The organism is Acidovorax sp. ACV01 (assembly GCF_014851495.1).
Classification (GTDB): domain Bacteria; phylum Pseudomonadota; class Gammaproteobacteria; order Burkholderiales; family Burkholderiaceae_C; genus Acidovorax; species Acidovorax radicis.
Window position 1 is genome coordinate 226,460 of sequence record NZ_JACUZT010000008.1, and the last position, 11,588, is coordinate 238,047.

14 protein-coding genes are annotated in these 11,588 nt (G+C 66.5%); 10 read left to right on the top strand and 4 right to left on the bottom strand.

The genetic code is table 11. The features are described 5' to 3' along the window. Positions 1-12 precede the first annotated feature (12 nt). On the top strand, positions 13-405 hold the full coding sequence (locus tag IB243_RS21980; RefSeq protein ID WP_192429367.1) for a hypothetical protein: 393 nt from the start codon (positions 13-15) through the stop codon (positions 403-405). Positions 406-473: 68 nt separating this feature from the next. Here IB243_RS21980 and rpe read toward each other — a convergent pair whose 3' ends face one another. Next, entirely contained in the window at positions 474-1,154 is a 681-nt protein-coding gene (gene rpe / locus IB243_RS21985; RefSeq protein ID WP_055395586.1) for a ribulose-phosphate 3-epimerase, read from the bottom strand. 88 nt (positions 1,155-1,242) lie between these two features. Here rpe and apaG point away from each other — a divergent pair, with 88 nt between their 5' ends. The 4 genes from apaG (at position 1,243) to IB243_RS22005 (ending at position 6,280) form a co-directional block, all read left to right on the top strand. Continuing rightward, on the top strand, positions 1,243-1,650 hold the full coding sequence (apaG, locus tag IB243_RS21990) for a Co2+/Mg2+ efflux protein ApaG (protein ID WP_010466397.1): 408 nt from the start codon (positions 1,243-1,245) through the stop codon (positions 1,648-1,650). Positions 1,651-1,729: 79 nt separating this feature from the next. Beyond that, positions 1,730-3,745 (top strand): site-specific recombinase, encoded by a 2,016-nt coding sequence (locus tag IB243_RS21995; protein ID WP_192429368.1) that lies wholly within the window; start codon positions 1,730-1,732, stop codon positions 3,743-3,745. Positions 3,746-3,906: 161 nt separating this feature from the next. Then, positions 3,907-5,166 carry a cation:proton antiporter gene (locus tag IB243_RS22000; protein WP_010466399.1) on the top strand — a complete coding sequence of 420 codons (1,260 nt, stop codon included), beginning with the start codon at positions 3,907-3,909 and terminating at the stop codon, positions 5,164-5,166. Next, a complete protein-coding gene (locus tag IB243_RS22005) occupies positions 5,156-6,280 on the top strand; it encodes a YbdK family carboxylate-amine ligase (RefSeq protein WP_010466400.1) in 1,125 nt (374 codons plus the stop codon). The genes IB243_RS22000 and IB243_RS22005 overlap by 11 nt, the downstream gene beginning before the upstream one ends. 24 nt (positions 6,281-6,304) lie before the next feature. Here IB243_RS22005 and IB243_RS22010 read toward each other — a convergent pair whose 3' ends face one another. Continuing rightward, positions 6,305-6,703, bottom strand: a complete 399-nt coding sequence (locus tag IB243_RS22010; RefSeq protein WP_057229976.1) for a tautomerase family protein — start codon at positions 6,701-6,703, stop codon at positions 6,305-6,307. Continuing rightward, a complete protein-coding gene (locus IB243_RS22015) occupies positions 6,685-6,912 on the bottom strand; it encodes a hypothetical protein (protein WP_192429369.1) in 228 nt (75 codons plus the stop codon). Before IB243_RS22015 ends, IB243_RS22010 begins: the two co-directional genes overlap by 19 nt. A gap of 161 nt (positions 6,913-7,073) precedes the next feature. Here IB243_RS22015 and IB243_RS22020 point away from each other — a divergent pair, with 161 nt between their 5' ends. From IB243_RS22020 to IB243_RS22040, 5 genes are all read left to right on the top strand, one after another. Continuing rightward, a complete protein-coding gene (locus IB243_RS22020; protein ID WP_192429370.1) occupies positions 7,074-7,982 on the top strand; it encodes a LysR family transcriptional regulator in 909 nt (302 codons plus the stop codon). Positions 7,983-8,027: 45 nt separating this feature from the next. Next, a complete protein-coding gene (thiL, locus tag IB243_RS22025) occupies positions 8,028-9,011 on the top strand; it encodes a thiamine-phosphate kinase (protein ID WP_192429371.1) in 984 nt (327 codons plus the stop codon). Between the two features lie 123 nt (positions 9,012-9,134). After that, positions 9,135-9,338, top strand: a complete 204-nt coding sequence (locus IB243_RS22030) for a DUF2892 domain-containing protein (RefSeq protein WP_010466405.1) — start codon at positions 9,135-9,137, stop codon at positions 9,336-9,338. A 174-nt stretch (positions 9,339-9,512) separates the two neighbouring features. Continuing rightward, a complete protein-coding gene (locus IB243_RS22035) occupies positions 9,513-10,049 on the top strand; it encodes an RNA polymerase sigma factor (RefSeq protein ID WP_192429372.1) in 537 nt (178 codons plus the stop codon). A gap of 96 nt (positions 10,050-10,145) precedes the next feature. Then, positions 10,146-10,499, top strand: coding sequence for a hypothetical protein (locus IB243_RS22040; RefSeq protein WP_057272576.1), 354 nt, complete (start codon positions 10,146-10,148; stop codon positions 10,497-10,499). A 34-nt stretch (positions 10,500-10,533) separates the two neighbouring features. On the opposite strand, the gene IB243_RS22045 is transcribed toward IB243_RS22040, so the two are convergent. After that, the gene (locus IB243_RS22045) at positions 10,534-11,508 is read right to left on the bottom strand and encodes a TRAP transporter substrate-binding protein (RefSeq protein ID WP_192429373.1); all 975 of its coding nucleotides are present in this window, start codon (positions 11,506-11,508) and stop codon (positions 10,534-10,536) included. Positions 11,509-11,588 lie beyond the last annotated feature (80 nt).

Below are 11,588 nucleotides of genomic sequence, written 5' to 3' on the forward strand. Positions count from 1 at the left end.
AGGAGCCCTTTCATGAAACGCATTCCCTTTGCCACCCCCCTCTTCACCGCCGCCTTGTTGCTGGCATGCGCGGGTGCATCCGCGCAAATGCCGCCTCAGGACGCGCGGGCACGCTATGAGCAAGAGCGGGAAAAGTGCATGACCAACAACACGCAGGACAGCTTGGCCACCTGCCTTCGCGAGGCCAACAACGCGCTGGATGCTTCGCGCAAGGGCGATCTGAGCAACCCTGGAGCCGCCGCAAACGACAACGCCACACAGCGTTGTGCTGCGTTCCAGACGGCCGCCGACCAGGCTGATTGCATGCGCCGTGTGCAAAGCAGCCCGGCGAGTGGCTCGGTGTCCGGCGGCGGCGTGTTGCGTGAATCGACCACCACGACGATCACCGTCCCTGCGCAACAATAACCAAGATCCAGGAAGGCGTGGTCTGTAAAAACGGCCACCGCGCAAAGTCTGCGCAGCGGCTCAGGAGATCACCCCAGTTCTGCGCGCATCGCGTCGATGACGCCTTGGTAGTCGGGCTTGCCAAAGATGGCGCTGCCCGCGACAAAGGTGTCAGCACCCGCATCGGCCACGCGGCGGATGTTGTCGGTCTTGATGCCGCCATCCACTTCCAGGCGGATGTCCTTGCCCGAGGCGTCGATGCGCTTGCGCACAGCTTCGATCTTGCGCAGGGCCGAGTCGATGAAGCTCTGGCCCCCAAACCCGGGGTTGACGCTCATGATGAGGATCAGGTCGATGTCGTCAATCACCCAGTCGAGCACATCCAGCGGCTCGGCCGGATTGAACACCAGACCCGGTTTGACACCCTTGGAACGGATGGCCTGGATGCTGCGGTGCACATGGCCCGAAGCGTCGGGATGAAAGCTGATGTAGTCCGCACCGGCGTCGGCAAATGCGGCTGCGAGGGCGTCCACCGGCTGGATCATCAGGTGCACATCGATCGGAACGGCCACACCGGCGGCGGTCTTGGCATGGGGCTTGAGCGCCTGGCACACCATGGGGCCGAAGGTGAGGTTGGGCACGTAATGGTTGTCCATCACGTCGAAGTGGATCCAGTCTGCGCCAGCGGCAATGACATTGCGCACCTCTTCACCCAGGCGGGCGAAGTCGGCGGAGAGGATGGAGGGGGCGATTCGGAATGTGCGGCTCATCCCCCGATTGTCGCAAAGCGCAGAAGGTCTGGGGTTTTACCCCATGGACATGCACTTTCGGAGAATCTCCACGGTTACCATTCGCCCCATGCCAAAGTACCAGTTTGACGTGGAAGTGCTGCCCGAATACCTGCCCGAGCAGTCTGCGCCGGACACCGGGGTGTTCAGCTTCGCCTACACCATCACCATCACCAATTCCGGGGACGCGCCCGCGCAGCTGATTTCGCGCCACTGGATCATCAGCGATTCCCGGGGCCACACCGAAGAGGTCAAGGGCTTGGGCGTAGTGGGCCACCAGCCGCTGCTCAAGCCGGGTGAATCGTTCCAGTACACCAGCGGCTGCAGGCTGCGCACCGCCAGCGGCACCATGCACGGCACCTTTCACTGCGTGGCCGAAGATGGCGAGCCCTTCAATACCCCCGTACCCCTCTTTGTATTGGAAGCGATCAACCACGGCCCCTCGGGTGAGCCGCTGAGTGGACGGGTGCTGCATTGAAGAGTCGCCCCCACGCTCCCCACTTCGTGTGGTCGCTGCCCCCCGAGGGGGCCGCTTTTCATCTTGGGGCGGCCCGGCGATGAAAAACCGCGCCAATACCGACCTGGCCAGCCTGCTGGCGGCGCTCGACCCCACGGCCGGCCTGGCCCATCGCCACCTGTGGCTCATCCACCTGCTGGACTGGGTGCGTGGCCAGCGGGACTCGGTTCCGGCGTCCGTGGGGCGGGTGCAGCTTTTCATCGACGCCATCGCCGCCCGGCCCGACCTCCAGCAGCGGCTGCAGTCCTGGTGGGCGACGCTGGTGGACCAGGTCGATGTCACCACCTTGCTGGCGGACTTTGGCTTTGCGCCCCGCACTGCGCTGGTCAGCGAGATCGCCGAGCGCCTGCGCACCAAGTTGCTGCCGGGCAGTCCCGAGACCATCGATGCCTCCGAGCTCTTCATGCTGGCCCTGCCCAGCGCTTTTGACGCCCAGTGGCTTGCGGCGCTCGACGAAGCCCAGCTGAACCGGCTGGTCGACCTACTGGCCCCCGCCGGTGGCAACGACAGCCCCGGTGGGGCTACGCGCTGGCACCGAGCCTTGCTCGACGCGATCACCTACTGTGCGGGGCAGATTCTCTCGACCGGCTTTGCCCCCGAGCTGCGGTTGCGCATGAGCGAATCCGCGCGCGAGGCTCAGCCCTTTCATGCACTGATCCGCGATGTGGAAAGCCTGCGCGTAGAGGTGCTGCATGCGCTGCGCACGCCTGACCGTCTCAACGAGTCAGCCCAGCGCCTGCGCGAGCGCCTGGAGGCCTGCCGCGCGGCGGCGGCCACCGTGTATGCGCATTTCGAAGACAACGGCATTTCGGTGGGCCTGGTGTTCCGCCTGCGGCAGCTGCGCGAACGCATCCTGCGCGTGCGGGAGTTGCTCGATTGTCTGCTGTCGGCCCAATCGGCCGTCACGGCGGCGCAGCTCATGGCGCACCTGGTGATGGTGGGGCAGGAGCGGCGCAGCCTGCGTGCACTGCTGGCATCCAATTCCTCGCTACTGGCGGCCAAGGTGGCCGAGCGCAGTGCCGAGACAGGTGAGCACTACATTACCCGCACGGGCACCGAATACCGCTCCATGCTGCGCAAGGCGGCGGGCGGCGGCGCCCTGATGGCGTTCACCACACTGGCGAAGTTCGGCCTCTATGCGCTGGCACTGTCGGCGTTCTGGGGTGGCTTCATGGCGGGCATCAATTACGCCGTGAGCTTTGTGCTGATCCAGCTGCTGCACTTCACGGTGGCCACCAAACAACCAGCCATGACGGCGCCGGCGATGGCGGCCAAACTCAAGGAACTGGGTTCAGGCAGCGCCATCGAGGCGTTTGTGGACGAGATCACCCACCTGGTGCGCTCCCAGGTGGCGGCCGTGCTGGGCAATGTGCTGGTGGTCTTCCCGGCCGTGCTTGCGCTCGCCACGCTGATTGCCCTGGCCACGGGCGGCCCGGCCATCAGCCTGAAGGAGGCCGAGCATGTGTTCGCATCCCTGCACCTGCTCGGGCCTTCGCTGTTCTTCGCAGCCTTTACCGGGGTGCTGCTGTTTGCGTCCAGCATCATTGCGGGCTGGACAGAGAACTGGTTTGTGCTCCACCGCATGGACTCGGCCCTGCACTACAACCCGCGCATCACGGGGCTGTTGGGCACCGAGCGCGCCGCGCGTTGGGCCCGCTTCCTTCGCGAAAACCTCTCGGGCCTTGCTGCCAACGTCTCGCTGGGTTTCATGCTCGGCCTGGTACCCGCGTTTGCCGCGTTTTTCGGGCTGGGGCTGGATGTGCGCCACGTCACGCTGTCCACGGGCCAGGTCGCGGCAGCCAGCGCCACACTGGGCCTGCAGGTCCTGCATTTGCCGGCGTTCTGGTGGGCCGTGGCCTCGCTGCCATTTCTGGGGGCCCTGAATGTGTCGGTGAGTTTCTACCTGGCCTTCAGCCTGGCGCTGCGTGCGCAGAACGTCAGCGGTGTAGACCGCTCGCGCATCTACGCAGCAATTCGCGCCCGCCTGCGCAGCGCGCCCCTGAGCTTTTTTGTGCCAGAGCGGACGGCCGGCGCGGGGGTATCGTCACAGGCCTGAACCCGGGCAACCGCCGCATCTGTCCTACACGGCCGGAGTGTTTCGGCCTGTAAATTCGGGGCACCAACGCCCAAGCGCACCCCCTCCCCCCTGCGGAGGGCCTGTGCGCCGGCCCTTTCACACCAACGGGCACCGCCCGTCTGACGCAGAGGTTCCATGACATGAATGAAATCCTGAGCTTCTGGGCGCAGTGGCTGCGCCCCTCAGCCGGGTTGCCCACGGTGCAATGGTCACTGCTGTTGGCCGTGGCGGCCATGGCAGGCTATCTCACGCAGCGCCATACAGGCCTGCCCAAGGTGCTCGGTTATTCGCTGGTGGGTACCGCCGCCGGGCTGGCCGGGTTCAGCGGGGCGGTGTGGCCGCTGCAGGGCATCGGCCTGTTCCTGCTGGAGCTGGGCATTGCCCTCGTCCTCTTTGAATGTGGCGGCCGCATTCCGCTGCGCTGGTTTCGCCACAACCCCATGGTGTTGGTGCAGAGCATTGCCGAATCGGTATTGACCTATTTTGCCGTGTACTGGGTGCTGGTCTGGCTGAACCTGCCCACCCAGGTGGCCGGCCCGTTGGCCCTGGTGGCCTTGGCCGCCTCGCCTGCCGTGCTCACCCGCGTGGTGGCCGACACCCGCGCGGCGGGCCCGGTCACAGAGCGCGCCATCGTGCTCACCACCTTGTCCACGCTGTATGCGCTGACACTGGGCAGCGCCAAGGCCGAGCTGATCAACCGCCAAAGCCTTACCGTGGTGGAGACCGTGTACCCCGTGATGGTGGTGCTGGGCGTCTCCATCATCGTGGCCGCCGTGCTGGCCCTGGTGCTGCGCATGGCGCTGCGCTTCATGAGCCCCACGAGCGAAAACACCTCCATGCTTTTTCTGGCGCTGGTGGCGGCGGGCACCGCCGTGGCAGCGCACATGGGAGGCTCAGCCCCCCTGGCCGCGCTGCTGGGCGGCATGCTGCTCAAGCAGCTCAACCCCCGCCCCTGGGCCTGGCCGCGCCAGCTGGGCAACGCATCGTCGCTGCTCACCATGCTGATGTTCGTGCTGGTCTCCACCGTGGCTGCGCAGGCCGACTGGAGCGCCCCCGTGGCCGGCGTGGTGCTGGCCCTGATTGCCGTGCGCCTGGTGGCCAAGGCCACCGGCGTGGCACTGGGCAACGTGGGCAGCGGCGCAAGCTGGAAGCAGGCCCTGTGGGTGGGCTGCGCGATGACACCGATGTCGTCCATCGCGCTCTTGATCGCCTCGCAGTTCGTGCTGGCCTCGCCCTCGACCGGCCACGTGATTGCCGGTGTGGCGTTGCCTGCCATTTTGCTGATGGAAGTCCTGGGCGCCGTGATTGCCACCGTGGCCATTTACCGTGCGGGCGAAAGCTCGAAACCCTGGGCGCCACTGACCCGTGGCCACAACGGAGAGAATAGCCGTGAGTCTTGAAGCCTTCAACCATTCCGAACCGCTGACGCTGGGCGTCGAGCTGGAGTTGCAGCTCGTCAACACCAACGACTACGACCTGGCCCCCTACGCCGAGGACATGCTGCGCCTCATGAAGAAAACCCCGCTGCCCGGCAGCGTGGTGCCCGAGATGACGAACAGCATGATCGAGATTTCCACCGGCATCTGCCACTCGGCCAGCGAGGTGCTGGGCCAGCTCACGCCCATCCGCGATGCACTGGTCAAGAGCGCGGACAAGCTCAACATCGCCGTGGTGGGCGGAGGCACGCACCCTTTCCAGCAGTGGCACGAGCGGCGCATCTACGACAAGCCGCGTTTTCGCGAGCTGTCCGAGCTGTATGGCTACCTGTCCAAGCAGTTCACCATCTTCGGCCAGCATGTGCACATCGGCTGCCCCGACGCGAATGCCGCACTGCTCATGCTGCACCGCATGTCGCGCTACATCCCGCACTTCATCGCGCTGTCGGCATCGAGCCCCTACGTGCAGGGCCAGGATACGGCCTTTGACTCGGCGCGGCTGAACTCGGTGTTTGCGTTTCCGCTGTCAGGCCGCGCGCCCATGGCTCTGACCTGGGATGACTTCACCACGTACTTCGACAAGATGACGCGCACCGGCGTGGTCAAGAGCATGAAGGACTTTTACTGGGACATCCGCCCCAAGCCCGAGTTCGGCACCATCGAGATCCGTGTGTTCGACACGCCACTGACCATCGAGCGCGCCGCCGCGCTGGCGGGCTACGTGCAGTCGCTGGGCGCATGGTTTCTGGCCGAGCAGCCCTTCATGCCCGCCGAAGACGACTACCTTGTGTACACCTACAACCGCTTCCAGGCCTGCCGTTTTGGCATGGACGCGGTGTATGTGGACCCGGCCACCGGCGACCACATGCCGCTGCGCGAGCACATCCTCAAGACCATGGACAAGATCGCCGGGCACGCCGCCGTGCAAGGCGCTTCGAGCGCCATGCACATGCTGCGCACCGAAGCGGAAGCGGGCCAGAACGATGCGCGCTGGCTGCGCGAGCGCCAGCGCGAGGAGCAACTGCTGGCCGAGGTCAGCCGCCAGGCGGCGCAGCGCTTTCGCGGCGCGCCAGCCTGAACGCCTCGTCTCGCATCCGCACCTTCACGCCGCCAGCGCCAGTTTGCGCGCCTGCTGCGTGCGCCCGCCATAGCCCCAGTCGCTGGCAGGCAGCTCACGCACCACCACGTAGCTGGCGGGGGCCAGCGCGCCGTCACCGGCCAGCTGGCGCTGCAGTTCAGCAAACGCGGCCTGGATGAAGGCAGCCTTCTCCTCCTGCGTGTTCGTGCCTTGCGTGATGCTGATCTCCAGCAACGCCGTGGGCTGCTCGACCGGCACACCACCGATGTGCCAACGCGCAGCGGGCAGGTCGTCAATAACCACCGCCGTCACCTCGCGGCGCTTGCCCAGCAGGTGCACGGTCAGGTCCGTGAGCGCGCTGGCCAGTTGCCGGTAGCGCTCGGGGTTTTGCAGCGGGGCCAGTTTTAGAACGAGGGTTGGCATGGTGTTTTCAGCTCCGGGGTGGAAGGGTTCGTTGGCGCGGCTTCATCAGCAGTCCGCGCGAGGTGGAAAACCCGGCGGGCCATGCGCAGGAACCCGCGCGCCACCCTGGCATGGGCGGCGCGAATCGCCTCCTGGCGCAACTGCAGTGCGTGGCGCCTGGCCTCATCGTGCAGGCGCTGGTAGTCATCGGGGTATTGATGGGGGTACATGTGCATTCCTTTCGGGGTGAAGCCACTGTAGGCAGCGCCAGGCGCGGCGGAAACCGCCCACGGGGCAAGACCGTTTTGCACGGATCGCAAGGGTGTCTCTGCATGAATCGAGCGCGACGATTCGTGCAGGGGCTCCCAGGCCCCGCCGTTACCATTGCCCGATGCGCGATATCCGCTTTGATGACATGCACCTGTTCGTGCGCGTGGCCGACCTGGGCTCGCTCTCGGCGGTAGCGCGCGAGCGCGATGCGCCCGTGAGCCAGGTCTCCCGCACCCTGGCGCGCATCGAGAAGGCTTGCGGCGCACGGCTGCTGCACCGCACCACCCACGGCCTCACGCTCACGGCCGAAGGGCAGACCTTTCTGGACTACTGCCGCCGCCTCACCGGCATGCTCGACGAGCTGGAGGGCGAGTTCGCCCAGCAAAGTGGCCAGCCCAGCGGCTGGGTGCGCGTGGCGTCCAGCTCGGTGGTGGCCGAGCACCTGCTGATCCCCAGCTTTGACAGCCTGCAGCAAAAGTACCCGCAACTGCGTGTGGAACTGGTGGTGGACGACCGCATGGCCGACATGGCGCAGGGCGGCATCGACATCGCCATTCGCACCGGCCCACCGCTCACCGACACTGTGGTGGCGCGACCGCTGGGCAGCTTGGCACGCGCCCTGTACGCCACGCCCTGCTACCTGCAGGCACATGGCATGCCAGAGCGCCCCGGCGATCTGCGCCAGCACCGGCTCATCACCAACAGCGCGGTGGCGTTTCTGAACCACTGGCCTTTCCAGATCGACGGTGCGCCCTATGTGCTGGTGGCCGAGGGCCACTGGCGCTCGGGCAGCACGGCCATCACAGCGCGTTTGGCGCTGCAGGGCCTGGGCATTGCGCGCCTGGCCACGGTGGTGGCGGAGCCCCTGGTACGCCAGGGCCTGCTGGCACCGGTGCTGGCCGATTGCGTGGACCTGCAGCCCAGCCCCATCCACGCCATCACCCTCACCCGCAGGCACCGGCTACCCAAGATTCAGGCCTGCATCGACCACTGGGCGCAGTGGTTTTCTGCCGCAGCGCCGAGCGCCTGAGCGGGTTCGCGCCGTTTTCTTCCTCCGATTCCTTAGGACCGTACCGTGGGTGAATTCGACCTGATTGCACGTTACTTCACGCGCCCCGCGCGCCCCGGCGGTGCCGTGGCCCTCGGCGTGGGAGACGACTGCGCGCTGCTGGCGCCAGCACCCGGCATGCAGCTGGCCATCTCCAGCGACATGCTGGTGACGGACCGCCACTTCTTTGCGGACGTGGACCCCGAAGCCCTGGGCCACAAGGCGCTCGCAGTGAACCTGTCGGACCTGGCGGCCTGTGGCGCGCGCCCGCTGGCGTTCACATTGGCCTTGTCCTTGCCCCGGGTGGATGAGGCCTGGCTGGAAAGCTTCTCGCGCGGGATGTGGGCGCTGGCCGATGCCCACGGCTGCGAGCTGGTGGGGGGCGACACCACGCAGGGCCCGCTCAACATCTGCATCACCGTGTTTGGCGAGGTGCCCCCCGGCCAGGCCCTGCTGCGCAGCGGCGCGCGGCCCGGCGACGACATCTACGTGAGCGGCACCTTGGGCGACGCCCGCCTTGCACTGGAAGCCCTGCTGGGCCACACCCCCCTGCCCGCCGACGTGCTGGCCCGCGCGCGCCAGCGGCTGGAGCGCCCTACCCCGCGTGTGGCCCTGGGCCTGGCCCTGCGCGGCGTGGCCAGCAGCGCCATGGATGTGAGCGACGGGCTGCTGGGCGACCTATCGCACATCCTCAAGGCGTCAGGCGTAGGGGCCCGGATCGACACGCACATAACTTCAAAACTAATAGCTGCCAGCGCTTATCCATCAAGCGCTAGCGGCCTATTTGATGCTGAATTGATCCACCAATGCACACTGGCAGGCGGCGACGACTACGAGCTGGCCTTCACCGCCCCGCCCGCGCAGCGTGAGGCGGTGGCCGCCGCGTCGCAGGCGAGCAGCACGCCCGTCACCCGCATCGGCACGGTGCTGGCCACACCTGGCCTGCAATTGGTGGATGCACAGGGCCAACCGGTAGACAAGCGCTACGCCTCGTTTGACCATTTCCGGTAACGGGCAGCCGTGACCAGTAAAAATTTTTCGCAACCCATGAATCCTTTTGCGAAACCCGCGGCTCTTGGTGGTGGAGGCGCCCTGTGTTGGCACCTCCTTCAACCGACCAAGGAGCCAATTCCCATGCTGTACCGCAAGAACATCACCCGCCCCGAAAGCCTGCTGCGCGTTGTGGGGGGCGTCGCCCTCATCGCCGCGGGCCTCTGGTGGCTGGCCGCATCGCCGCTGGGACTTGCGCTGGCCGCCTCGGGCGTGGGCAGCATCCTGAGCGGCGCATTCGGCTACTGCCCCGCCTGCGCCATGGTGGGCCGCAAGCCTGTTGAATGACATGAAACAACACCCCCCTGAGTTGCTTCGCGCCTTCACCTCCGCTCTCACGCTGTGCGTGGGCAGGGGACCGCAGCCAGCGCGGCGGGGCGGCCCTTGCGCGGCTGCCCGCGCAGGGGTCGCACCGGTTTCACAGGCTGCGGGTGGCGCAATGCGCTGTGGAAGACCAAAACCATGACCGCACCCACACTCGCCCAGCTGCTGCCCGCCGCGCGCAGCGGCGACGCCGTGGCGATGGAGCAGCTGCTGCGCCTCACCCGCCCCGACATCCGTCGCTATGCGCTGCGCCATTGCGCAGCCACCACGGCCACCGACGACGTGGTGCAGGAGGCGCTCATCATCGTGTACCGCCGCGTGGGCGCGCTGCGCGAGGCGGCGGCGTTTGGTGGCTGGGTGGTGCGCATCGTGCAGCGCCTGTGCATGCGGCCGGTGCTGGCGTGGCTCAAGGCCGAGCCACTGGCGCAAGTCGAAGACAACCTCGCCTGGTCGCACCGCCCCGACCACGAGCTGCGCCACGACCTGGCCCTGGCCATCGATTCGCTGCCACCGATCTACCGCGATGCCCTCCTGATGCGCGACTTCGAGGAACTCACGATCGAGGAGATGGCCGGGCGCCTGGGCACCACGCGCGAGGCGGCCAAGAGTCGGCTGCACCGTGCCAGGGCCCTGGTGCGCGAGTACCTGCTGCCGCCTGCGCAGGCGGGTCGCTGAGGCCCCGTCAGGCAATCGGCCCTGCTGCGCAATAGTTCACGCAGCGGGCTCCGGGCTTGTGCGCGGCCCGTGCAACAAGGTGCAACATCGCGCTCCATGGCTTATACCTACCTGTTCTTCCAGCCCGCAAGGTTGCCGCTGTCCACCGACGAGCTCTCCCCCGACACGGTGCTGGTGCTGCGCGACATCGATCACATCAAAACATCGCTCGCGCAGATGGTGCCGGGCCTGGAATGGGCCCTGCCCACCTGGGGCCACGCCACGGTGCTGGGCCACGGGGTGGAATTCCATCTCCCCGAAGACGTGTCCGAAGGCCCGCTCGCCATGCACTGCTCGCTGCGCACTGACTACACCCCGTGGGTGCAGTCGCTCTGCGACACGCTGGGCTGGCTGGCATTCGACGAGCGGCCCATGTGCCTGCAACCCCACGGCCCACCGTTCATGGCCTGAAAAGCCAAGCCTCACGCAAGCTCCGGCGCGAAGCCTACTTCGCAATGATGGTCAGCAGCTCCTCCCGCGTGGTCGGGTCGGCCATGTATTTGGAGTAAAGCGGCGCCATGCGCCGCACGAAGGGCGAGACGTCCTTCACGCGCACGAACTGCGAGCCCTGCTTGGCGGTGGTCTCCAGCGCCTGGGCCACGCGCTTGTTCCACAGCTCGCGCATCAGCAAGGCCGACTGCGCACCCGCGTCGGCAAAGGCCTTGCGGTCCTCGGCCGAGAGCTTGGCCCACAGCGCGGTGGACACCACCAGCGCCTCGGGCGAGATCACGTGGTTGGTCACATACACGTTTTTAGCCAGCTTGTAGTGGCCGGTGGACTCGTACGACGGCATGTTGTTCTCGGCGCAGTCGATGGTGCCTTTCTCGAAACCGCCCAGCACCTCCTTGAAGGGCATCGCCACCGGCTTCGCATCCAGCAGCTTGACCATCTCGGTATAGATCTCCGACTGCTGCACGCGGATGGAAGCCCCCGCCAGGTCGCGGATGGTGGCGAGCGAGCGGTGGGCGCAGTAGAACGAACGCCCGCCACCGTCGTACCAGCCCAGCACCACAAAGCCGGCCGATTGCAAGTTGGCGGCAAAGCGCTGCCCCAGAGCGCCGTCCAGGTGGCGGAACATGTGGGCCGAGTCGGTGAAGAGGAACGGCAGGTTCAGCACCTTGATGCCGGGCACCGCATCGGACAGCGGGCCCGAGCTGAACTCGGCGATGTCAATCTCGCCGCTCTTGAGCATCTGCACGGCCTTGGGCTGATCGCCCAGGGTGGCATTGGAGAACACCTCGATCTGGTAACGCCCCTGCGTGGCCTTACCCACCTGCTGCGCAAAGCTTTTCATGGCCTCGGTGACGGGGTAGCCGTCGGGGTGGATGTTCCAGGCGCGCAGCTTGGTCTGGCCCGACGCAGCGCCTGCGTACAGCAACGCTGCCACCAACAACCCACCCACTCTCAGTCCCTTGTGCATGTCTGTCCCTCCATCCTGTTGTTGTGCGATGCATTGTTAACGTCATCATCTGACGTCGTACAAATAATCACAAATTTCTA

What these genes read in the sequence shown, in the direction of transcription:
- apaG (WP_010466397.1), top strand. Translation starts at nt 1,243, where the DNA reads ATGCCAAAGTACCAGTTTGACGTGGAAGTGCTGCCCGAATACCTGCCC.
- IB243_RS22040 (WP_057272576.1), top strand. Translation starts at nt 10,146, where the DNA reads ATGGCTTATACCTACCTGTTCTTCCAGCCCGCAAGGTTGCCGCTGTCC.
- IB243_RS22020 (WP_192429370.1), top strand. Translation starts at nt 7,074, where the DNA reads ATGCGCGATATCCGCTTTGATGACATGCACCTGTTCGTGCGCGTGGCC.
- IB243_RS22035 (WP_192429372.1), top strand. Translation starts at nt 9,513, where the DNA reads ATGACCGCACCCACACTCGCCCAGCTGCTGCCCGCCGCGCGCAGCGGC.
- IB243_RS21995 (WP_192429368.1), top strand. Translation starts at nt 1,730, where the DNA reads ATGAAAAACCGCGCCAATACCGACCTGGCCAGCCTGCTGGCGGCGCTC.
- IB243_RS22030 (WP_010466405.1), top strand. Translation starts at nt 9,135, where the DNA reads ATGCTGTACCGCAAGAACATCACCCGCCCCGAAAGCCTGCTGCGCGTT.
- IB243_RS22000 (WP_010466399.1), top strand. Translation starts at nt 3,907, where the DNA reads ATGAATGAAATCCTGAGCTTCTGGGCGCAGTGGCTGCGCCCCTCAGCC.
- rpe (WP_055395586.1), bottom strand. Translation starts at nt 1,154, where the DNA reads ATGAGCCGCACATTCCGAATCGCCCCCTCCATCCTCTCCGCCGACTTC.
- IB243_RS22010 (WP_057229976.1), bottom strand. Translation starts at nt 6,703, where the DNA reads ATGCCAACCCTCGTTCTAAAACTGGCCCCGCTGCAAAACCCCGAGCGC.
- IB243_RS21980 (WP_192429367.1), top strand. Translation starts at nt 13, where the DNA reads ATGAAACGCATTCCCTTTGCCACCCCCCTCTTCACCGCCGCCTTGTTG.
- IB243_RS22045 (WP_192429373.1), bottom strand. Translation starts at nt 11,508, where the DNA reads ATGCACAAGGGACTGAGAGTGGGTGGGTTGTTGGTGGCAGCGTTGCTG.
- IB243_RS22015 (WP_192429369.1), bottom strand. Translation starts at nt 6,912, where the DNA reads ATGTACCCCCATCAATACCCCGATGACTACCAGCGCCTGCACGATGAG.